The following is a 21,871-nucleotide window of genomic DNA, read 5'->3' on the forward strand; positions in this document are numbered from 1 at the left end:
AAACTCCTAAAATGGAAAAAGTAAAAGCTAAAAAACATCTCGGTCAGCATTTCCTGAACGATGAGAGCATTGCTAAAGATATTGCCGACACGCTAACGCTAAAAGGCTACGATAAAATTTTGGAAATAGGTCCCGGAATGGGGGTGTTGACCAAATACCTTTTGGATAAACCTACGACCACCTATGTGATTGAGATCGATACCGAATCGGTAACGTATCTGGAAGAACATTACCCAAAATTAGAAGGCAAGATTATTTCCAAGGATTTTTTACGCTATAATATCAAGGAGATTTTTGGTGAAGAACCTTTTGCTATTATTGGTAATTTCCCTTATAATATCTCCACCCAGATTGTATTCCGGGCTTTGGAGCTACGGGCACAAATTCCGGAGTTTGCGGGAATGTTTCAGAAAGAAGTAGCCCAACGGATCTGTGAGAAAAAAGGAAGTAAGGCCTATGGGATCTTATCGGTACTGGTTCAGGCATTTTACCATGCAGAATACCTTTTTACAGTTTCAGAGCATGTGTTTATTCCACCTCCAAAAGTAAAATCCGGGGTACTGCGTTTGACCCGTAAGGAGAATTACCACCTCCCTTGCTCGGAGAAGTTGTTTTTTACTGTAGTAAAAACAGCATTCCAGCAACGTAGAAAGACCATGCGTAACAGTTTAAAATCATTAAATTTATCCGATAGTTTACGAGAAGATACTATCTTTGACCTGCGTCCGGAACAGCTGAACGTAGAGCAATTTATAGAACTTACCACAAAAATACAGGCCGATGGAGTTTAAAATCAGCAAAGAGCTTATTCTGCAGTTAGAACATTTAATTGACAGTAAAAATGACAGGGAACTGGAAATTTTACTGAAGGATATGCACCACGCTGATATCGCCGAAATCCTGGATGACCTGGATTTCGACGAGGCTACCTATATTTTCCGCTTGCTGGATAGTGAGAAGACTTCCGAAATCCTCTTGGAATTAGAGGAAGACTTACGGGAAAATATATTAAGCCGACTGTCTCCCAAAGAGATTGCAGAGGAACTTGATGAACTGGATACCGATGATGCTGCCGATATTATAGGGGAGCTCTCGCAGGAGATCAAGAATGAGGTAATTTCAGAGCTGCTGGACGTAGAACACGCCAAAGACATTGTAGAGTTGCTCCGGTATGATGAAGATACTGCCGGGGGATTGATGGGTAAGGAATTGGTTCAGGTCAATGAAAACTGGAGCGTCCTGACCTGTGTGAAAGAAATGCGTTTGCAGGCAGAAAATGTATCCCGCATCCATTCCATTTATGTGGTGGATGAAGAAAACCGACTCAAAGGGCGATTGTCCTTAAAAGACCTGCTTACTACTTCAACCCGAACGCCAATTAGTGATGTGTATATCCGGAAGGTGGATTCGGTAAGTGTCGATACCAAAGATGTTGAAGTCGCGCGGATCATGCAAAAATATGACCTGGAAGCCATTCCGGTTGTCGATGAGCTGGGCCGTTTAGTCGGCAGGATTACCATTGATGATATCGTCGATGTCATCAAGGACGAAGCCGATAAAGATTACCAGTTGGCTGCGGGTATCTCCCAGGATGTGGAAGCCGATGATAGTATTATCGAGCTGACACGGGCAAGGCTTCCCTGGCTGGTACTGGCTCTCTTAGGCGGTTTTGTAACAGTAAAAGTATTGGGCCTTTTTGAAGGCGCAATGGAAGAGCACGGCCAGCTTTTCTTTTTCACGCCACTCATTGCTGCAATGGCAGGTAACGTAGGCGTACAATCTTCAGCAATTATTGTACAAGGGCTTGCTAATAATACCTTAAGTGGTTCCCTTTGGAACCGGTTGTTAAAAGAGGTTTCCCTCAGTTTGTTGAATGGGGTCATATTGGCAGCCATACTACTTGTAGGGAGTTATTTTTTACTCAATGTAGACATCTGGATTGGAATTACCGTTACTACTGCTTTGATCTCTGTAATTGTAATTGCCTCGCTAATCGGAACCTTTATCCCGATTACTTTGAATAAATTTGGAATTGACCCGGCATTGGCGACTGGCCCATTTATTACGACGAGTAATGATATTTGCGGAATCCTCATCTATTTTTCGATTGCCAAACTCATCCTCGGGTTCTAAAACCCTCGTTTTCCTTTCCATAGTAGGGGAAGATACAGTCTTTAAAAAGGCTTTACCACTTCAAAGAAATTGGTTACATTAGTACCGTAAAATCACAGATTATGCGGGCTGCCTTTATAATCAATTAAAATCTAACCCATTGGAAACTACTATTAAAATTCTGCATATCGACAGTAATAATCCATTGCTACGCGTTCAATTGGAAGCTGCCGGATTTGAAAATCACGATGATTTCACTTCGTCTAAAGAAGCCATTGAGGCAAAAATCCAGGACTACCAGGGAATCGTTATCCGCAGCCGTTTCAAAATTGATAAGACTTTTTTAGATAAGGCGACCCAACTTCAATTTATAGCACGGGTAGGCGCTGGACTGGAAAGTATCGACTCCGATTATGCGACGAGTAAAAATATCAAATTAATTGCAGCCCCGGAAGGCAACCGTAATGCCGTAGGCGAACACGCCTTAGGTATGCTGCTTTCGCTATTCAATAACCTGAACAAAGCCGATCGGTCGGTGCGGGAAGGGAAATGGATTCGCGAAGGCCATCGTGGGCATGAATTGGATGGAAAAACAGTAGGAATCATCGGATATGGCAATATGGGAAAATCCTTTGCTAAAAAGCTACGGGGTTTTGATGTAGAAGTATTGTGTTATGACATTCTCGAGGGCGTAGGAGACGGCAACGCCCGGCAGGTGACCCTGGCAGAATTACAGGAGAAAGCAGATGTATTAAGCCTGCATACGCCCTGGACCCCGGAAACGGATAAAATGATTAATACTGCTTTTATCGCTGCTTTTGCCAAACCTTTCTGGCTGATTAATACGGCACGGGGAAATAGCGTTGTTACGGCAGATTTAGCTGCCGCACTTGCTGATGGAAAAATACTGGGTGCGGGGCTGGATGTCTTGGAATATGAAAAATCTTCCTTTGAACATTTATTCCATGATACCCAAATCCCTGAGGCTTTTCAATACCTGCTGAATGCAGAAAATGTACTACTGACCCCGCATATTGCAGGCTGGACTTTTGAAAGCCATGAAAAGCTCGCACAAACCATAGTGGATAAAATAAAGGAACTCTATTTTGGAGCCCCGGCTATTGTAAAGGAAGCGGCCGGCGTTACGGGTATAGGCGGGGTATTTTTTAAAGCGCAAAATCCTACTGCCCTATTGGAATGGTACCATAAAAATCTGGGATTGCCGACGAATGCTTATGGCTGTACGTTTCGATGGAAAGATGAGAAGGGCCAGGATTGCAGTACCCAATGGTCTCCTTTTAAGAGTGATACCACTTATTTCGAACCTTCGGTACAGCCGTTTATGCAAAATTTCAGGGTGGCTAACCTGGGCCGCCTGATTGAAACGTTGCAAGAAGCTGGAGTACCAATGGTAGGAACACCCGAATCCCATGAATATGGAAAATTTGCCTGGATCCTGGATCCTGAAAATAATAAGATTGAGCTTTGGGAGCCTATTGATGTGGTTTTTAAATAAAAACGACTAAAAAATAACTTAAAATATAATTATTTAAGGTTTTTTGTTGATATATTCGTGTAATAATCTAACCAAAGTGGAGTCAGAAACCACCAAAAACGAATTAATTAAAACTTATAACTTATGATTGAATGGTACAAAAAAGTCGTTTTAGAAAATTACGCTAATTTTAACGGAAGAGCACGCAGAGCCGAATACTGGAATTTCGTATTGGTGAATTTAATTATATCCATCCTGCTTATGGTAGTTGATAGTGTAATTGGAATACAGGTATTGTCCGGAATCTATTCGTTAGCGCTATTGATCCCTTCAATCGCAGCTGCGGTAAGAAGGCTTCATGACCTTGATAAAAGCGGTTGGTTTTTGCTTTTAGCATTTATACCATTAGTGAATATCTGGTTAATTGTACTTTTGGCTTCAGAAGGAACAAGAGGACCGAACCAATACGGTGCAGATCCTAAAAACCAATTTGACGAAATTAACCATATTGGTAAAGAGTATTAAATAGTAGCGTAAGACAGGAAATGTATAAAATTAATAATTATCCGGAATTTAAAGTTGATCCCATTGTTGTTTTTCTGTTAGGATTTGTGACTTGTGGCCTTTACCTGATTTATTGGAATATTAAAGTAGCGCAAGTTCTAAATGCAGTTGCGGAAAGAGAAGTCATTTCTCAGCCTGTGGCCATATTTTCAGGATGCTGTTTACCGGTAAATCTTTATTTCTATTATTTAGCGGGTAAAGAGGCACTGCCATTGGTCTACAGAATAACAGGAGATACCCAAAAAGACCAGTCTACATTACTACTAATATTAGGCTTCTTTTTTCCGATTGTTGCCGCAATGATCGTACAAAGTGATATCAACAAGTTATATCAATAAAAAGAACCAGTTAAAATTATTCGGGATTATCGGAGCACTTGTGACTCTGATAGTCCCGTTTATCATGATGCTTTTTAATCATCATGACCATCTTGGTACCGATCAGTCCTTATGTCCTTTTAAGATGCTGACGGGTTTTCCTTGTCCAGGTTGTGGAATCACTAAATCATTAGTATACCTCTATGAGGGTGATTTGTACAAAAGTTTCTCCTATCATCTTTTCGGGCCTTTTGTGTTTTTATTCTGTTGGGTAACCATCATTGTGCTCACAGCAGAAATCATTACGGGGAAAAGTTATTTCAATAGTTTGTTTTACAGTAAGAAATTAGCCTATGGCCTGGCGATAGTGCTTGTAGTGTATCACTTAGGCAGGGTAATCTATTTTGTACACGGACATACCCGGGAAGAGATTCTAAAAGAATCGATCTGGAAATAACAGATACAAAAAATGCCAGGAAACTCTCCTGGCATTTTTTTAGTTATAAAGTATTTTTTTATTCTATATCGCCTTCTTTTTCTGCAAGCTTGCGTTCCAATTCGGCCTGAAACTCTTCCATCACCGGTTTTACCGTACTTTCAGGGATGTCCGAAATACGGATGTACATCAGTCCGTCGACAGCGTTGTTGAAAAGTGGATCAACATTAAAAGCAACTACCCTGGCGTTTTGTTTGATGTATTTTTTAATCAATACTGGCAAACGCAGATTTCCTGGTTCGACTTCATCGATTATTTTATCAAATTTATTCAGGTCGGCTTCGGCTTCATTGAATACAAAATCCTTATCGGCATCTTTTAATTTGACCTTAAAGTCCTTTTTTGGATAGATATATTGTGCAATATACGGATCATAATAGTGGGACTTCATAAATTCAATCATCAGGGATTTTGAGAAATCAGAAAACTGATTGGAAATACTTACACCACCAATAAGGAACTTATGCTCCGGGTAGCGCAATGTAGTATGAACGACACCTTTCCATAACAGGAATAATGGCATCGGGCGTTGTTGGTATTCTTTAATGACAAAGGCACGTCCCATTTCGATAGATTTTGACATCATATCGTACAATTCCGGTTCAAAACGGAAGAGTTCGTGAAGGTAGAAACCATCAATACCGTATTTCTTAAAGATATTCGCTCCCATACCCATACGGTAAGCACCAGCGATCAATTGCGCATCATTGTCCCATAAGAACATGTGATGATAGTATTTGTCGTATTGGTCTAAGTCAATGGATTTATTTGTTCCTTCTCCTACTTCCCGGAATGTTATTTCCCGCAGTCGGCCCAATTCATGTAATATGTTTGGAATAGCGCGTGCTTCAGCCAGAAATACTTCATAATTTTTGCTTTGCAGCAATCGGCAGTCGTTGGCTCTAAGATTGTCCACTTCCTTAACGATTTTGTTATGATTAGCCGGTGTAGCGATTTCCTTCGGGCTTCTGGTAGGTAATTTTAGGCTGGAAGTATCGATAAGTTTGGTTTCTTTTTCAAATGGATTGGCAAGCATGTAAGTTTTTCTTCTCAGAAATTCAGAGTAGGCTTCCAATGATTCGTGTTCGTCCTGTTCGGCAACGGAGATCGGTTTTCCAATACGTACCTTAATCACGCGGTCTTTTTGCGTAAGCAGTTCAGACGGTAATTTAGCCGTCCGTAACGTATCACTTACTTTAGACAAGAGGTAGAATAATCTACTGTTCTTGGCATGAAAGTAAATTGGTACTACCGGCACTTTGGCCTTACGGATCAGTTTAATGGCGCCTTCTTCCCAGGGTTTGTCAATGACAAGCTGGCCATCTTTATAAGTCGATACTTCTCCGGCAGGAAAAATACCCAATGGCTTTCCGTCGCTGAGATGGCGCAGCGTTTCTTTGATACCGATTACACTGGATTTGCTATCCTTATGATTTTCAAAAGGATTCACCGGCATAATATAAGGTTTCATAGGATCAATCCTGTGTAACAGGAAATTCGCAATAATCTTAAAATTGGGTTCTCTTTCGAGCATCAATTTTAATAATAGAATGCCATCAATGCCACCCAGTGGGTGATTGGAAATAGTAATGTAGGCACCGTCTTTCGGTAACCGTTTAAAATCCTCTTCAGGAATTTCAAATTTGATCTGAAATTCATCCAATATAGCGTTCAGAAATTCAACTTCGGATAGATGTTTATTCCTGTCATAAATCTTATTGAGTGTCGAGATTTTAAGAACTTTCATTAGCAGCCAGCCGGTAAAAGTTCCCAAAAAACCGTATTTGTCAGTCTTTATTGCCTTTGCAACTTCTTTAGCGGTAACTAAACCCATTTATTCTTCTTTTGTTTTTGAGCAAGAAACAAAGATAACAAAAATGAGTAAACCTCAACGACGGATATGGCATTTATGTTAAATAGGTTTGATCTAATAGTATTATTTCGTTTATTTTATCACCCGGGAGACCAGTTTTTCCGTGAAGGACTATTTTTGCGACAAATATTTAATTGTTTTTACATACTTTTGAAACACTCAAAAATAGCATACTAATGAAGATTATTTCCTATAATGTTAATGGAATAAGAGCAGCGATTACCAAAGGTTTTTTGGAATGGCTGCAACAGGCCAATCCTGATGTCATCTGCCTTCAGGAAATTAAAGCAACACCGGAACAAATTCCGCTTGCTGCATTTGAAGCCGCAGGATACCCTTACCATTATTGGTATCCAGCTGAGAAAAAAGGCTATAGTGGTGTAGCAATACTTTCAAAAATAAAACCCAATAATGTAGTTTACGGTACCGGAATTGAACACATGGATAAAGAAGGCCGTAACCTGCGCGTGGATTTTGATGAGCTGTCCGTGATGAGCCTCTACCTGCCTTCAGGAACCAATATTGCCCGATTGGATCATAAATTTATGTTTATGGATGATTTTCAGCAGTATGTAAATGAGCTTAAAAACGATTTTCCGAATCTTGTCATCGGCGGGGATTATAATATTTGCCATGAGGCGATAGACATACATGACCCGATCCGAAATGCTAAAGTCTCCGGTTTCCTGCCACAGGAACGGACCTGGCTGGATATTTTTATGAAAAATGGCTTTGTCGATTCGTTCCGGCACTTTAATAAAGATCCACATCATTATACCTGGTGGAGTTACCGTGCTAATGCAAGAAACAACAATAAAGGATGGCGGATTGATTACTTGCTGGTGAGCCATCTGCTTGAAAACCGACTCAAAAGGGCTGTAATTTTACCGGAAGCCAAACATTCGGATCATTGCCCGGTTTTGGTAGAAATTGAATAAAGTCCAATCGTATATTTTAAAACACAAATTAAACAAAATGATTAAAAAAGTTTCCTTAGGATTATTAGTTGTATCGCTTTCATTCACTTCCTGTGTTTCGAAAAAAGTATATAATGAATTGGAAAATAAGTTTGCGAATCTAAAGAAAGAAAACCGCAAATTGTCTGACGAAAATAGTGATTTGTCTAAAAATAAAAATCAACTGGATTTAGAAACTACGGATCTAAAATCACAATTGGCAAAACTGAAAGCAGAAAGAGATAAGCTACAGGCTGATGTTGCTGCTACAAAAAATAATTTAGGGAAACTTCAGTCTTCTTATGATGACTTGGACAAAAACAGTTCGGAATATTCCAAAACAAGTTCGGAGAAAAACCGGGAATTGTTAGCACAGCTGGAAGCCAAAGAAAAAGCATTGGCGGCAGAGCAGCAGCGTCTTACAAAACTGCAAAATGACCTGAAAGAGCGCTCGGCAAGAGTGGATGAACTGGAAGGGATGATTGCAGCCAAAGAAGCGAGCATGAAAAAATTGAAAGAGACGTTGTCAAAAGCTTTGAATAGCTTTGAAGGAAAAGGACTAACGGTAGAGCAGAAAAATGGTAAAGTATATGTGTCCATGGAGAATAAGCTTCTTTTTGGATCCGGTAGCTGGACTGTAGGGACAGAAGGTAAGAGAGCAGTTGTAGAAGTTGGAAAAGTATTGGCCAATAACCCTGATATCTCCGTATTAATCGAAGGGCATACGGATAATGATAAATATGCCGGTACCGGACCAATTGCCGATAACTGGGATTTATCTACAAAAAGAGCTACAGCGATAGTTGCAATCCTAAGTGAGAACAAAGGTATTGATCGCAAGAATCTTACTGCAGCGGGTAGAAGTGAATATTCACCATTGGCTACCAATGATAACCCAGAAGGAAAAGCGAAAAACAGGAGGATTGAAATTATCCTGACGCCAAAACTGGATGAAATATCAAAAATGCTAAACGATTTATAGTATTTTTCAAATAATATAAAAGCGGCTGTGTTCTTTACACAGCCGCTTTTGTTTTGTAGTGTTATTGAATCACCAGTTTATGGGTCGATCTGGTTCCTATAGCGGATTCGAGTGTCAGTATATATACTCCTTTTGATAGTAAGGAAGTATCAATGCGGGAGTTGTTTGTAAGCAATTGTTCCTGTGCTACCTGTTTCCCATTTAAGTCGGATACTACGAGGTTTATCGGCATGTCCAGATTATGGGTGGTCAGGAATACTTCGCCTTCGGCGGGATTAGGATACAGGCTGATGTTTTCGGTAGTATATTCGGCATTGGATAACGTGCTGTCTGTGATTTTATAAACTGTTCCCGAGCTAATCCCGGCAATGTATAATTCTCCGGTGGCATCTTCTCCGAATGTAGAGAAATTATTACCGCCAAATGCAGGGGTGTAGGCAATAGTCCCATCAGGAGAAACAAGACCAATTTTGTTACTGCAGTAATCCGCAAAAATATATTTATTAGCCAGTAAAGGATAGGTTGTTCCGGTATACACATATCCTCCGGTAATCGAACACCCTCCTGTAGCCGTATGCGTATATTCAGCAAAAGGGAAAGTATAGGTTGTGGTGGGTTGCGCGCATCCAGCAGTATAAATGCTGCTGCCTTCATAGCAATTCCATCCATAATTCAAGCCTGCTGCCGTTGGGCTTACTTTATTAATTTCTTCTACAGCCCCCTGACCCACATCGGCAATCCATAAATCCCCGGTAGTTCTGTTGAATGAAAATTTCCAAGGATTGCGTAGTCCAATAGCCCAAATTTCATCTGCACCAGCTGTGGCTCCTGCAAAGGGATTGGTAGGTGGAATAGCATAAGGAGTACCGGAATTGACATCAATACGTAACATCTTACCCAATAAGGTTTCGATATTCTGTGCCCTGTTTCCGGGATCACCACCACTACCTCCATCACCCATTCCAATATAAAGGTAGCCATCGGGACCAAAACGTAAAGTACCGCCATTGTGGTTTGAAAAGGGCTGTGTGATAGTAAGCAAGACCTGAGCACTGGAAGGATTGGCTACATTGGTATTTCCGGCACTAACGGTATAGCGTGCAATAACCGTATTTCCTGCAGGATTGGTATAGTTGACAAAAAAATAACCATTTGTACTATAATTGGGATGAAAAGCAAGCCCCAGTAATCCCCGTTCGCCATCACTTGAAATCAGGGAAGCAAGATTGAGAAATGGAGTGGCTGCGACGCTTCCGTCTGCATTGATGATTTTGATAGTACCACCCTGTTCTACAACAAACAAACGGGGGTCACCGGCATTTTCAATCGCGACCGGATTTGAAAATCCTGTGGCAACAGTCTGAAGTGTGATGTTTTGCGCAAAAGTAAATGCATGGTACAACATCAGAATGAGGTAAAGTTTTGTTTTCATAGCCTTGATATTTAGTAGATTAAGTCATACTAATTTAATTCTTTTAATCGGTAAAAGAGGGGACGGCTATGCGAATTTAAAGTTAAAATAAAAAGTATCACATTGAATGTTAGTGACTTGTGTTTTTAGAGTAAAGGGCTATAAGAAAAAAGGTTCCATAACCCTATGAGCCTGGAACCTTTTATGACAGAACATATTTTGATAGTATTAGGGCATTTTGACCGATTTGAAAAGGTTGTCTAAGAATAAAGAATCAATCGTGGGAGTGGCTTCTTCCTTAATTCTGATATAGGATTTGGCCCTGCCCGTGACGATTACCGGCTGTGATTTGTAAATGGTATCGGCACTTTCCAAAATTCCCCTGCGCATCATCAGGTTGGTCAGGTAGTCCTGTTGCCTGTCGGCATAGCTTTTTAATTTTCCCTGGTCGTCAAAGCGCCACATAAAAGCCTTAGGGCGTGGTACAATACTGGCAAGGAAAAGGCACTCGTTAAGGGTTAGTTGTGATGGGTGTTTCTGAAAATAAAACTGGGAAGCTTCTCCAATTCCATAGACATTCGGTCCCCATTCAATAATATTAAAATAGACTTCCAGCATTCTTTCTTTACTGGTAAGGCGGTTGTTTTCTAAGATATAAACCAACAGGATTTCTTCCAGTTTTCGGGACAATGTTTTTTCACGGGTAAGAAATACATTTTTCACGAGCTGCATGCTGATTGTACTCGCACCGCGCGAGAACTTCTTGGTACGGATATTTTTTATGATGGACTGTTTGAACGCTTCATTGATAAAACCACGATGGGAGAAAAACGAAGGATCTTCGGTAGTCAGTACTGATTTGCGGAGGTAAGGGGAAATCGCTGACAATGGAGTATAATTGGGATTGCCGGAGCCTACTTCTATTGCGCGTTGCGGACGCCCATTTTCTATTGCCCTATAGGTGAAACTGCCATTCAGTTTAGATAAGTCGGCTTCGCCATATTTGGTGATTTTAAAATTCTCTTTGGTCAGGTTACTGTCAAAAACCAGCGCGTTAGGTTTATTCTGATTGTAGAGGAATTGCAGGGTATACCCAAAGTTGCCTTCGGCTTCCATGCCTTCAAAATGGGTGAATAATCCTTTAGGAAGCGAGTTGATGAAATCCTGCGCCTTCATTTTCGGGATGGTAACCTTCATCTCGTAAATGGTATCTTTGCGGGTGCTGTATTCGAGGAATGGTTTCAGCTTGATCGCGTTAAGCTGTGCGGTAGAGGTACTGTCCAATGCTACGAAATCGGAACCAAAAAGGAAATGGTAATCAAATCGTGCTTTATGGATTTCGACGTCTTTGGTTGAAATTTTAGGGTGGTTGACCATCAGGTTGGTAATGGACGTAAAGCCATCGATGTGCAATTCATTGCCGTCCATATCAATATTGGACACATTCAGGCGAATGGAATCAAAACCGGATACGATATTGAAACGCTCATCAATATATGGAACCCGTATTTTCCCCGTATCAATATTAAAAAATCGAAGATCGGCCTGTTTGTTACGTGGATCGGCAAAGCCCTTGATTTTCCAAAATTGGGTGAAGGTATTGGTGGTGACTTGTATCGAAGTTTCCAGCTGTTCATCAACCAAACGGAGTTTGTCCAGTTTCATGCTTGCCTTTTTACCTTTGTTGTCCATACTGAGAGACAGGTTTTCGACGCTCATATCGGTAGGGACAAGGTTGAGGGCTTTTGTCAGGATCTTGTAGGCTGTTTCTGCATAGTTTATACGGTCGTTGTTTTTTTTCAACGGTTCTTTACTGTGCAGGAAAGCATCGTAATTACTCCCATGTTCATTTTTAACCAGTTGTATGTATCCGTTTTTTAATTCGAGGCTACCCAGTTGTACATCGCCTTTAAGTAACTGCCAGAAATTAATACTCGTTCTTATATTCTGGATGCGAAACAGTGTATCGGCATCTTTAGGAACCAAGGTGATCTCCGTAAGTTCTACACTTGAAAATCCTACAAAAGAAGCTTGTCTAATAGATAGTTTGCTATCGTAATCCCGGGCAATTTTATTTTCAATCCGGGTAATGGCTTTCTGCAGGAGTGTGTTTCTAAAAGTAAATGCGACACTGATTGCAATCACAAAAAACAGACAGATCGCAAGGGCAATCCGTATAATTTTTTGTTTTCTGGTTTTCATAGTATTGTGGAGTTATTGAAGCGCAGGCTTAAATTAAGTAATATTTCGTAAAAATAGTTTTTTTGAATCACAAACAATTCATAATTAACCAAACAGATCGCTGACCACATCTTCAATTTTTGAAACAAGCCGTATTTTTATGCCGGTGTTCTTAAGGGTGATTTTATTATATCCTGAAACGAATATAGTAGAAAAACCTAATTTTTCCGCTTCCTGTATGCGTTGGTCTACTCTGTTCACAGGTCGGATTTCACCCGATAGTCCTACTTCTCCTGCAAAGCAAAACTCTTTGCTTACAGGAATGTCTTCGTTTGACGACAATATAGCGGCAACTACAGCGAGATCGATAGCAGGATCATCAACGGATATTCCTCCAGTGATATTGAGGAAAACATCTTTGGCACCCAATCGGAAACCGGCTCTTTTTTCCAGCACGGCCAATATCATATTAAGGCGTTTGGCATTATAACCGGTAGTGCTTCGTTGTGGTGTGCCATATACAGCAGTGCTTACCAGAGCCTGAATTTCGATCATCAGCGGACGCATGCCTTCCATAGTGGTGGCTATAGCGGTACCGGAAAGCTCTTCATTTTTATGGGAGATTAATATTTCAGAGGGATTGGAAACTTCACGAAGGCCGCTTCCCTGCATTTCATAGATGCCTAATTCTGATGTGGAACCAAAGCGGTTTTTGAGCGCTCTGAGTATTCTATAGATATGATTCCGGTCGCCTTCGAATTGCAATACCGTATCAACCATGTGTTCCAGTATTTTGGGACCGGCAATAGTCCCGTCTTTGGTAATGTGGCCAATTAGAATAACCGGAACATTGGTTTCTTTCGCAAATTTGATCAGCTCAGCAGTAGTTTCCCGGATTTGGGAGATACTTCCTGGTGAAGATTCAATATAATCGGTATGCAGTGTTTGGATGGAGTCAATAATGACAATTTCCGGCGCTATGGCTTCAATTTGTTTGAAGATATTCTGCGTTTTTGTTTCCGTCAGAATATAGCAGTTGTCGCTTAACGGATTAATTCGGTCGGCACGCATCTTGATCTGCTTCTGGCTTTCTTCTCCGGAAACGTAAAGCGTACGGTAGGGAAGCTTAAGTGAAATCTGAAGTAATAAAGTGCTTTTTCCTATTCCGGGTTCGCCACCTAAAAGGATAAGGGACCCCGGTACAAGGCCACCACCCAGTACCCGGTTCAGTTCCCCGTCACGAGTGTCCATACGGGTTTCTTCGGTACTGTCAATCTCATGGATTTTTAAAGGCTTTACAGCTCTTTTTGTAGTGTGGTCTGTAGCGGTTTTCCAGTCTTTCTTATCTTCTTTCTGGATAATTTCTTCTGCAATAGTGTTCCATTCTTTACAGGAATTGCATTGCCCTTGCCATTTTGCATATTGAGCGCCACAATTTTGGCAAAAAAAGGTCGTTTTTATTTTTGACATAATGGTGTTTACTTGTTCTTCAGCGCATCTGATTTTTCCAACATCATATCTTTGGTCAGGTCGCCAATTTCATTTTTACCAAATGCGCTTTGGTAGGAGCGGGCTGCTTTTTTGAAGTCGCCTGTATTCTCGTAATACATTCCCATCTGGTAATCGGCCAACATGGATTTAGGATAACTCTTTTTAGACAATGCAGCCAGTTTTTCAAATTCCGGATACGCTTTGTTTTTCAATATTGCGGCTTCAATAGCCTTGAAGTCATTCATACGAATCGGCATTTTGATTCCGAAGGACTTTTCGATAAAATCATATTTCTGTACCAGATAGTCACTGTAGTTCCCGGACATCGTTGCGATTTTTTCCTGATATTCTGAAGGAGATATGGGTTTATACGCAGAGAAAATATGGTACAGGGCATTCGGGATCGCATGAAGGACTAATGAATAATGCGTATTGTCTTTCAGGTCATCAAACTTATAGTTTAGTTCTTTTTTGTTGATCACTTTCGCTTTGTCATCCAGGGCATGAATCCTTTTTTGAAATTTTTTCACGTCACCATCAGCTGTAGCGTGATAGTAGTATAATGGTTCTTTGATTACGGAAAGCCTTTGTGGAATCCGGTCTTCCATATCGGTTGCCAAATCAGGACTCAACGAAATATAAGCATTAAAGACAGGTTGGTCTTTATACAGGAAGAAATTCAGGAATCCCGCAGTAGTATCATGACCTGCAATGATTTTAAAGGGAGCAATCCGGTATTTTTTTTGCAGGGAAGGCACAAGTTCAGAAGCGATGAATTCATAAAATTTAGCGCCTTTTTCGTAAGGAACTCCACTTTCTGGATCGTAGGCACTATCTTCAAAACGTTCCCCTTTTTTATTTTGATTGATTCCGACTACGATTACTTCCGGAAGGTCGTCCCAATAAGTCCCGTATATTAATGCGCCATTAAAAGGGTCAAAAAGGTATTCGCCATCCAAAATCAGCAGTAAAGGATATTTTTTATCGGTGTTCGTTGTGTAGGATGGTGGTAGTGCGATTGTAATGTCGCGTGTTTCCCCTAATTTTTCCGATTGTACCTGTTCGGTTGTTTTCTGGGAAAAGGCATTGATTGTAAGGCACAAAAGCAGCAGCAATGTAATTTTTTTCATGTTGTATACAAGATTACTAAGTCAGATTAAAATCGAGTACCAATATACTGAATTTATTTATTTTTGTTAAAGAGTGGGAGCAGCAAAAAGGAAAGGCAACCCAAAACCACCGTCATTAACATTTGTGAGGTCCAGACAATCCATCCAAAAGCGCTACCGGCTGTTTCTGCGACACTGTAGAATAATAGTATTTTGGACATTAATACAGGATATGTTCCAAATCCGCTGCTGGTGAGCGCTATAGCGATGCTACCGACAACAAAGGAGGTTATTACGGCTCCGATCCCAATATGGCTTATTTCGGGTAAGGCATAGATCGTGACATAAAACATTAAAATATAGGAAACCCAGATAATAATAGTATGGAGCAAAAATCCCCATTTGTTTTTCATCTTAAAGATACTAAGCAATCCCTCTTTTAGCCCGGAAATCTTTTCCTTGATTAAAAGGACAATTTTGAGTTTGGAATAGTAATAAAATAGGAGTGCGATAATAAAAAGGATAAATCCAATAGCTAAAAGCCAGGCGATTTTCTGTTTCGGGATTTTGTCGATTACAAAAGCTTTAACGACCTCAAACTGAAAAATCAAAGCCGTACAGATGCATAATAATAATATAAAAGAGTCCACAATACGTTCGGCTACGATGGTTCCGAATCCTTTGTCAAAAGGTATGTTGTCGTATTTTTTCAAAATTACAGCACGGGTAACTTCGCCCGATCTTGGAATTGTCATGTTCATCAGGTAGCCAATGCTGACGGCCATAAAATTATTATGGAAGGAATTGGGATAGCCCAAATGATTCAGGGAATATTTCCACCGGTATGCCCTTGAAATGTAGCTGATGAGCGACAGCAATAAGGACAAGTAAATATAACTATAGTTGGCATTTTCAAAATGATGCTGGATTTTCTTGATCTGCTCCGGCGAAAATTGATTATAGGTGTATATAATTAAAAAAACTCCCAACATAAGTGGGAGTAGTATAGAAAGCCATTTGGATAGCGTCTGTTTCAAGAATTTAAGTCAGGGAATTGTCCTTTTCATTAGGAAAAACTAATGTAGGCTTGAATTTTTTTGCTTCTTCAAAATCCAAAATTCCATATGAAATAATGATGATGATATCCCCTTTTTGAACTTTTCTGGCAGCAGGGCCGTTCAGGGTAATGTCTCCACTGTTACGGTTTCCTTTTATCGCATAAGTTTCTAATCGTTCACCGTTATTAATGTTAACAATGGCTACTTTTTCTCCTTCGATAATATTGGACGCTTCCATAAGCGCTTCGTCAATGGTAATACTTCCAATATAATTTAAATCAGCTCCAGTCACCGTCACGCGATGAATCTTGGATTTAACAACTTCAATTTGCATGGTACAAAGTTAATTAATTTAATGAAATGGTATCAATCAATCTTACGTTGTTGATGAAAATCGCGATAAATGCTCTATATTTTTTATTTTCTTCTTTAAAAGTCGCCGGTAATAAAGTGGATTCGTTGGCTATTTCGAAATATTCAAGTTTAAAATTGGGTGCTTTTTCGAACGCAGTAATGACATACTGAATCACCTCAGCTGGGGTGTGGGTCTTGAATTGTTCTCTGGCTTCGGTCATTATTTTAAAGATCAGGGCTGCTTCGGTACGGGCTTCCGGAGATAGCCGTTCGTTGCGGGAGCTCATAGCAAGGCCACTGGATTCTCTTAAAATCGGGCGTCCGATAACGTTAACAGGAAGGTGGTGTTTCTCGACCATTTTTTTTACAATCTGCAATTGCTGGAAATCTTTTTCACCAAAATAGGCATTGGTAGGATTGATGATTTCGAATAACCGCTTTACAATGGTGCCCACTCCGTCAAAATGGCCGGGGCGATGAGCGCCTTCCATTTGATTCTCAAGGCCGTCATAGTCGAAATGCTCTGACACGGTATTTCCCTGGTAAATATCCTCTACTGAAGGGGCGAAAATAATAACAGCATCACTTACCTGCTCTATTTTTGCAGTATCAACTTCCATAGTACGCGGGTACTTTTCAAGATCCTCGGCATTGTTGAACTGGGTCGGATTTACAAAAATACTGACAACGGTCAGGGTATTTTCAGTAAGTGATTTTGAAATCAGTGACAGGTGGCCTTCGTGTAAAGCACCCATAGTAGGAACGAAGCCAATTGTTGTTTTAGCCTGGTTCACAGATTTTAAATGGTGTTTCAGATCTGCCTGATTATTGAAAATGAGCATATGCTTATTATTAAAATTGGGTGCAAAATTAAGGTTTTAGTTAATATCTGCATAAATTTTCGTAATTTTGCGCATTATTTATTGCCAATAATAAAAGTTATTATAATTATGGAGGATAAGAGGATATTGTACGTATCATCTGAAGTGGTGCCCTATCTGGCTGAGAATGAGGTTTCTTTGATGTCTTATGATGTGCCAAAAATGATCAATGATCAGGGAGGACAGATAAGAATATTTATGCCAAGATACGGAAATATTAATGAGAGAAGACATCAATTGCATGAAGTTATTCGTCTTTCAGGGATGAATCTTGTTATAAATGATCTGGATATGCCGCTTATTATAAAAGTAGCCTCCATACCGAAAGAGCGGATACAGGTTTATTTTATAGACAATGATGAATACTTTAAAAGGAAAGCAACTTTCACTGATGAAGACGGAGTTTTATACCCGGACAATGATGAAAGAGCGATTTTCTTTGCAAAAGGAGTTGTAGAGACGGTGAAGAAACTGAACTGGGTTCCGGATATAATACATGTTCATGGATGGATGGCAGCGATGTTGCCGATCTACATGAAACATTACTATAAGGACGATGCTCTTTTTTCAGATACTAAAATTGTAACATCAGTATATAATCAGTCTTTTGAAGGGACACTGGATATGGATATGATGAAAAAGGTAGCTTTTGATCAGATTCCGGATGATGCGATTGCATTTCTTGCGGAACCTAATTATGAGAATATAATCAAGGCTTCGGTATTGCATTCGGATGCAGTAATCATAGCGTCAGACAACCTTTCGGCAAGTTTAACAAAATTTATAGAATCATCGGAAAAACCTTTTTTACCTTTCGTCCCGAAAGATAAATTTGCAGAAGCGTATACTAACTTCTACAAAGATCAAGTTTTAAAGTAAAATTATAAAATAAACTATGCATACAGTTTCGTTAGCAAAAAAAGTATTATTGTTTTTTTTGGTTGTTCTTTTTGTTTCCTGTGATAAAGATTTTAATAGTATTGGTGCGGATATAGTAGGTGATGATCATTTTGATTCTGACTTGTATGTTGCGCAAAATATTAGTGCTTATAGTAAAGCTACCTTTCCGGTGCAATCCAATAACCTTACTACAAATCCTTTAGGGGTTTATGATAATCCTGTCTTTGGAAAAACCACCGCTAGTTTTGTAACACAGGTGCAGCTGAATAGTGTTGCACCCACATTTGCTGCGTCTGCAGTGATTACTAAAGTGGAATTGTTGGTTCCTTATTTTAGCACCTTAAAAAGTACTGAAGCAGATGGCTCCAGTATTTATGAATTGGATTCGCTTTATGGAACTTCTAAAATTAAACTGGAAGTTTTTGAATCCGGTTATTTCTTGAGAGATTTTGATCCTGCAGCGACAACGCAAACAACACAATTGTATTATTCTGATATGAATAATACAATTGATGCGGCAAAAATAGGTGTGCGTCTTAATGATACGATTGCTCCTTATCAAAATGATGATTTTGTTTTCAGTGCTGCTGAAAATGTAGCTACGGCAACAGATGGTACTGTAACACGATCAAAACCAGGAATGAAACTGCAACTGAATAAAGCATATTTTACACAGAAAATAATCAATAGCGCTTCTGGAAATCTTTTAAATAATAGTGTGTTTAAGAATTATTTTCGTGGACTTTATTTTAAAGTAGGGCAGTCGGCAACTGAACCTAATGGTAATAGCTTGTCGATGCTGAATTTTGGTGATGGAAAAATTACAATAACCTATACAGAACTTACCCCATCTACTACAGATGATGAAAATGCGACAGTTGAGAAAACAGTTATTCTTGATTTGAAGGGTAATACGATAAGTTTGTTGGATAATGAATATAATTCAGCTTACCAAAATGCAATTACAAATCCTAATACTTCGCTTGGAGCAGATAGGTTGTATGTAAAAGGTGGTGCCGGATCAACAGCTTTTATCGATTTGTTCAATGGAGCAGATGATGATAACGATGGTGTTTCTAATGAGCTTGCAGACCTGCGAACAAGAGGTTGGTTAATTAACGAAGCCAATCTTGTTTTTTATATTGACAGGACGACCATGGATGCGCAAGCGGGAAATGCTACTGCGGCTAAAGTTTATGAACCCCGAAGAGTCTATCTTTTCGATGCTAAAAACAATAGGCCGTTGCTGGATTATTATTATGATAATTCTACAATTTCGACCGATGCAAAATTGAATAAATATATTTTTGGCGGTATAATGGAAGTGACCTCTGATGGGAAAGGGGAAAAATATAAAATAAGAATTACAGAACATATTAAAGCGTTATTGAAGCTTGATTCTACGAATGTCAGACTGGGTCTTTCTGTAACAGAGAATATAAATACGATTACTAATGCTGCTTTGAAAACACCATTGTCTCTTCCGGGAGGAAGCAGTAATTTTAAATATGTGCCGGTTGGGTCTGTTATCAGTCCTTTGGGGACAGTGTTGTATGGTAATAATACCAGTCCTGCGGATGAGCCTAAAAAACTCAAATTAGAAATTTATTATACTAAACCTAATTAATTAGATATATGTGTGGAATTGTTGGTTATATAGGTCACAGGGAAGCTTATCCTGTTATTATTAAGGGTCTTAAAAGACTGGAGTACAGAGGATATGATAGTGCTGGGATCGTGTTGTATGACGGTGAAAAATTAAAATTATCAAAAACTAAAGGTAAAGTTTCGGATCTTGAAAAAAAATCAGCAGAAGAAATTACTACTAATGGTACTATAGGAATGGGGCATACCCGTTGGGCTACTCATGGAGTGCCAAACGATGTAAATTCTCATCCGCATTACTCTAATTCTGGAGAATTAGTCATTATACATAATGGTATTATAGAGAATTATGAGCCGTTAAAGAAAGAGTTGATTAATAGAGGGTATACCTTTAAATCTGATACTGATACCGAGGTATTGATTAATCTTATTGAAGATGTGCAGAAGAGTCATAACCTAAAATTAGGAAAGGCAGTACAGGTAGCTCTTAATCAGGTCGTGGGTGCGTATGCTATTGTGGTTTTTGACATAAAAAAGCCAAATGAAATTGTTGCTGCCCGTTTGGGTAGTCCATTGGCAATAGGAATCGGTGAAAATGAATATTTCATTGCTTCCGATGCTACTCCTTTTATAGAATATACTTCAAATGCGATCTATCTTGAAGATGAAGAAATGGCAGTAGTCCGTTTGAATAAAGGCATGAAAATACGTAAGATTAAAGATGATTCTTTGGTTGATCCTTATATTCAGCAGTTGCAAATGAATCTGGAGCAGATAGAAAAAGGGGGGTATGATCATTTCATGCTGAAAGAAATCTATGAGCAGCCAAGTGTAATTAAGGATACCTACAGAGGCCGACTTTTGGCTAATGAGGGGATAATCAAAATGGCCGGAATAGAAGATAACCTTGAGAAATTCGTAAATGCGCAGCGTATTGTTATTGTAGCTTGTGGAACGTCATGGCATGCCGGACTGGTAGCAGAGTATATTTTTGAAGAGTTTACCAGAATCCCTGTTGAAGTAGAATATGCTTCTGAATTTCGTTACAGAAACCCTATTATAAATAAAGGGGATGTCATTATTGCTATTTCTCAATCGGGAGAAACAGCAGATACTTTGGCGGCTATTAAATTGGCTAAAGAAAAAGGTGCTTTTGTGTTTGGTGTTTGTAATGTAGTTGGTTCTTCCATTTCAAGAGAAACCCATGCAGGAGCTTACACTCATGCAGGGCCTGAAATTGGTGTGGCTTCTACAAAAGCTTTCACTACTCAGATTACAGTTTTAACATTGATATCATTGCGTATTGCTAAGGCAAAAGGTACATTATCACATTCTGATTATCACAATTATCTTGCGGAACTGGAAACGATTCCTGAAAAAGTTGCTGAGGCATTAAAATGTAATGATGTAGCGAAACAAATCGCGGCTATTTATAAAGATTCTCCAAATTGCCTGTATTTAGGTAGAGGGTATAATTTCCCTGTAGCTTTGGAAGGTGCTTTGAAGCTAAAAGAAATCTCCTATATTCATGCAGAAGGTTATCCTGCTGCGGAAATGAAACACGGACCAATTGCTTTGATCGATGAGCATATGCCGGTTATTGTTATTGCGCCGAGACAAGGGCATTATGATAAAGTAGTAAGTAATATCCAGGAGATTAAATCCAGAAGTGGTAAAATTATTGCCGTGGTGACCAAAGGGGATGTGCAGGTACGTGATCTTGCAGATCATGTGATCGAAATTCCGGATACAGTGGATGCTTTGTCGCCTTTGTTGACGACTATTCCATTACAATTGCTTTCTTACCATATTGCGGTAATGCGGGAATGTAATGTAGATCAGCCACGAAATCTTGCTAAATCAGTTACGGTTGAATAAGTAAAATATAAAGAAAAGTAAAAAGGGCAGAAAATAATTTTTCTGCCCTTTTTTTATTTGTAGTTGTAAAGTAGATGGTGATTGAATCGTTGTTTGCTGGGATGTCGGGGCATGAGGTATATTTAAAAAGGGGGATTAAGGTTGTTCTTTCTCCCAAGAAACCAACAATCCTGTAAAACATCGATAAAAAACATTGAAAAAATTATTA

At 39.5% G+C, this 21,871-nt stretch carries 18 protein-coding genes and 1 pseudogene; 11 read left to right on the top strand and 8 right to left on the bottom strand.

Annotation, left to right across the window (positions count from 1 at the left end; all coding sequences use genetic code 11):
* Positions 1-11: 11 nt before the first annotated feature.
* From rsmA to FK004_RS05775, 6 genes and pseudogenes are all read left to right on the top strand, one after another.
* A complete protein-coding gene (rsmA, locus tag FK004_RS05750; RefSeq protein ID WP_108736406.1) occupies positions 12-791 on the top strand; it encodes a 16S rRNA (adenine(1518)-N(6)/adenine(1519)-N(6))-dimethyltransferase RsmA in 780 nt (259 codons plus the stop codon).
* Complete coding sequence (gene mgtE, locus FK004_RS05755; RefSeq protein ID WP_108736407.1) at positions 781-2,133, top strand: magnesium transporter; 1,353 nt, start codon at positions 781-783, stop codon at positions 2,131-2,133. Before rsmA ends, mgtE begins: the two co-directional genes overlap by 11 nt.
* Before the next feature lie 139 nt (positions 2,134-2,272).
* Positions 2,273-3,217: pseudogene (locus FK004_RS05760) on the top strand (2-hydroxyacid dehydrogenase); the annotation flags it as partial.
* Positions 3,218-3,751: 534 nt separating this feature from the next.
* Positions 3,752-4,132, top strand: coding sequence for a DUF805 domain-containing protein (locus tag FK004_RS05765; protein WP_108736409.1), 381 nt, complete (start codon positions 3,752-3,754; stop codon positions 4,130-4,132).
* 20 nt (positions 4,133-4,152) lie between these two features.
* On the top strand, positions 4,153-4,509 hold the full coding sequence (locus FK004_RS05770) for a DUF4234 domain-containing protein (RefSeq protein ID WP_108736410.1): 357 nt from the start codon (positions 4,153-4,155) through the stop codon (positions 4,507-4,509).
* A gap of 64 nt (positions 4,510-4,573) precedes the next feature.
* Positions 4,574-4,945, top strand: a complete 372-nt coding sequence (locus tag FK004_RS05775) for a DUF2752 domain-containing protein (RefSeq protein ID WP_170108578.1) — start codon at positions 4,574-4,576, stop codon at positions 4,943-4,945.
* Between the two features lie 58 nt (positions 4,946-5,003).
* Here the strand turns inward: FK004_RS05775 and FK004_RS05780 are convergent, their stop codons facing one another.
* The gene (locus FK004_RS05780) at positions 5,004-6,818 is read right to left on the bottom strand and encodes a GNAT family N-acyltransferase (protein WP_108736412.1); all 1,815 of its coding nucleotides are present in this window, start codon (positions 6,816-6,818) and stop codon (positions 5,004-5,006) included.
* Positions 6,819-7,033: 215 nt separating this feature from the next.
* On the opposite strand from FK004_RS05780, the gene FK004_RS05785 reads away from it, so the two are divergent.
* Together FK004_RS05785 and FK004_RS05790 are read left to right on the top strand one after the other, a co-directional pair.
* Positions 7,034-7,795 carry an exodeoxyribonuclease III gene (locus tag FK004_RS05785; RefSeq protein ID WP_108736413.1) on the top strand — a complete coding sequence of 254 codons (762 nt, stop codon included), beginning with the start codon at positions 7,034-7,036 and terminating at the stop codon, positions 7,793-7,795.
* A 37-nt stretch (positions 7,796-7,832) separates the two neighbouring features.
* Positions 7,833-8,795, top strand: coding sequence for an OmpA family protein (locus FK004_RS05790; protein WP_108736414.1), 963 nt, complete (start codon positions 7,833-7,835; stop codon positions 8,793-8,795).
* A gap of 61 nt (positions 8,796-8,856) precedes the next feature.
* Here the strand turns inward: FK004_RS05790 and FK004_RS05795 are convergent, their stop codons facing one another.
* The 7 genes from FK004_RS05795 to panC form a co-directional block, all read right to left on the bottom strand.
* Positions 8,857-10,227 (bottom strand): PQQ-dependent sugar dehydrogenase, encoded by a 1,371-nt coding sequence (locus tag FK004_RS05795; protein ID WP_108736415.1) that lies wholly within the window; start codon positions 10,225-10,227, stop codon positions 8,857-8,859.
* Positions 10,228-10,434: 207 nt separating this feature from the next.
* Positions 10,435-12,408, bottom strand: a complete 1,974-nt coding sequence (locus FK004_RS05800) for a transglycosylase domain-containing protein (protein WP_108736416.1) — start codon at positions 12,406-12,408, stop codon at positions 10,435-10,437.
* An 84-nt stretch (positions 12,409-12,492) separates the two neighbouring features.
* Complete coding sequence (gene radA, locus FK004_RS05805; protein ID WP_108736417.1) at positions 12,493-13,857, bottom strand: DNA repair protein RadA; 1,365 nt, start codon at positions 13,855-13,857, stop codon at positions 12,493-12,495.
* A gap of 8 nt (positions 13,858-13,865) precedes the next feature.
* On the bottom strand, positions 13,866-15,008 hold the full coding sequence (locus FK004_RS05810) for an alpha/beta hydrolase (protein ID WP_108736418.1): 1,143 nt from the start codon (positions 15,006-15,008) through the stop codon (positions 13,866-13,868).
* Positions 15,009-15,061: 53 nt separating this feature from the next.
* Positions 15,062-16,024: a lysylphosphatidylglycerol synthase transmembrane domain-containing protein gene (locus FK004_RS05815; RefSeq protein WP_108736419.1), complete on the bottom strand. Its 963-nt coding sequence runs from the start codon at positions 16,022-16,024 to the stop codon at positions 15,062-15,064.
* 4 nt (positions 16,025-16,028) lie between these two features.
* On the bottom strand, positions 16,029-16,379 hold the full coding sequence (gene panD, locus FK004_RS05820; RefSeq protein ID WP_108736420.1) for an aspartate 1-decarboxylase: 351 nt from the start codon (positions 16,377-16,379) through the stop codon (positions 16,029-16,031).
* A 13-nt stretch (positions 16,380-16,392) separates the two neighbouring features.
* A complete protein-coding gene (panC, locus tag FK004_RS05825; protein ID WP_108736421.1) occupies positions 16,393-17,241 on the bottom strand; it encodes a pantoate--beta-alanine ligase in 849 nt (282 codons plus the stop codon).
* Positions 17,242-17,349: 108 nt separating this feature from the next.
* Between panC and FK004_RS05830 the strand changes: the two genes are divergently transcribed.
* Genes FK004_RS05830 through glmS form a run of 3 tightly spaced genes read left to right on the top strand, consistent with a single transcriptional unit; the run spans position 17,350 to position 21,663 of the window.
* Positions 17,350-18,159 carry a glycogen/starch synthase gene (locus FK004_RS05830; protein WP_108738765.1) on the top strand — a complete coding sequence of 270 codons (810 nt, stop codon included), beginning with the start codon at positions 17,350-17,352 and terminating at the stop codon, positions 18,157-18,159.
* A 16-nt stretch (positions 18,160-18,175) separates the two neighbouring features.
* Positions 18,176-19,807 (top strand): BamH family beta-barrel-assembly machinery protein, encoded by a 1,632-nt coding sequence (locus FK004_RS05835; RefSeq protein WP_108736422.1) that lies wholly within the window; start codon positions 18,176-18,178, stop codon positions 19,805-19,807.
* A gap of 8 nt (positions 19,808-19,815) precedes the next feature.
* On the top strand, positions 19,816-21,663 hold the full coding sequence (gene glmS / locus FK004_RS05840; RefSeq protein ID WP_108736423.1) for a glutamine--fructose-6-phosphate transaminase (isomerizing): 1,848 nt from the start codon (positions 19,816-19,818) through the stop codon (positions 21,661-21,663).
* The last annotated feature ends 208 nt before the right edge of the window (positions 21,664-21,871 follow it).

The sequence above is a fragment of the Flavobacterium kingsejongi genome (genome assembly GCF_003076475.1).
Classification (GTDB): domain Bacteria; phylum Bacteroidota; class Bacteroidia; order Flavobacteriales; family Flavobacteriaceae; genus Flavobacterium; species Flavobacterium kingsejongi.

Bases quoted from the DNA above. Each gene is read 5' to 3' on its own strand.
- rsmA (WP_108736406.1), top strand. From the start codon at position 12: ATGGAAAAAGTAAAAGCTAAAAAACATCTCGGTCAGCATTTCCTGAAC.
- mgtE (WP_108736407.1), top strand. From the start codon at position 781: ATGGAGTTTAAAATCAGCAAAGAGCTTATTCTGCAGTTAGAACATTTA.
- FK004_RS05765 (WP_108736409.1), top strand. From the start codon at position 3,752: ATGATTGAATGGTACAAAAAAGTCGTTTTAGAAAATTACGCTAATTTT.
- FK004_RS05770 (WP_108736410.1), top strand. From the start codon at position 4,153: ATGTATAAAATTAATAATTATCCGGAATTTAAAGTTGATCCCATTGTT.
- FK004_RS05775 (WP_170108578.1), top strand. From the start codon at position 4,574: ATGATGCTTTTTAATCATCATGACCATCTTGGTACCGATCAGTCCTTA.
- FK004_RS05780 (WP_108736412.1), bottom strand. From the start codon at position 6,818: ATGGGTTTAGTTACCGCTAAAGAAGTTGCAAAGGCAATAAAGACTGAC.
- FK004_RS05785 (WP_108736413.1), top strand. From the start codon at position 7,034: ATGAAGATTATTTCCTATAATGTTAATGGAATAAGAGCAGCGATTACC.
- FK004_RS05790 (WP_108736414.1), top strand. From the start codon at position 7,833: ATGATTAAAAAAGTTTCCTTAGGATTATTAGTTGTATCGCTTTCATTC.
- FK004_RS05795 (WP_108736415.1), bottom strand. From the start codon at position 10,227: ATGAAAACAAAACTTTACCTCATTCTGATGTTGTACCATGCATTTACT.
- FK004_RS05800 (WP_108736416.1), bottom strand. From the start codon at position 12,408: ATGAAAACCAGAAAACAAAAAATTATACGGATTGCCCTTGCGATCTGT.
- radA (WP_108736417.1), bottom strand. From the start codon at position 13,857: ATGTCAAAAATAAAAACGACCTTTTTTTGCCAAAATTGTGGCGCTCAA.
- FK004_RS05810 (WP_108736418.1), bottom strand. From the start codon at position 15,008: ATGAAAAAAATTACATTGCTGCTGCTTTTGTGCCTTACAATCAATGCC.
- panD (WP_108736420.1), bottom strand. From the start codon at position 16,379: ATGCAAATTGAAGTTGTTAAATCCAAGATTCATCGCGTGACGGTGACT.
- panC (WP_108736421.1), bottom strand. From the start codon at position 17,241: ATGCTCATTTTCAATAATCAGGCAGATCTGAAACACCATTTAAAATCT.
- FK004_RS05830 (WP_108738765.1), top strand. From the start codon at position 17,350: ATGGAGGATAAGAGGATATTGTACGTATCATCTGAAGTGGTGCCCTAT.
- FK004_RS05835 (WP_108736422.1), top strand. From the start codon at position 18,176: ATGCATACAGTTTCGTTAGCAAAAAAAGTATTATTGTTTTTTTTGGTT.
- glmS (WP_108736423.1), top strand. From the start codon at position 19,816: ATGTGTGGAATTGTTGGTTATATAGGTCACAGGGAAGCTTATCCTGTT.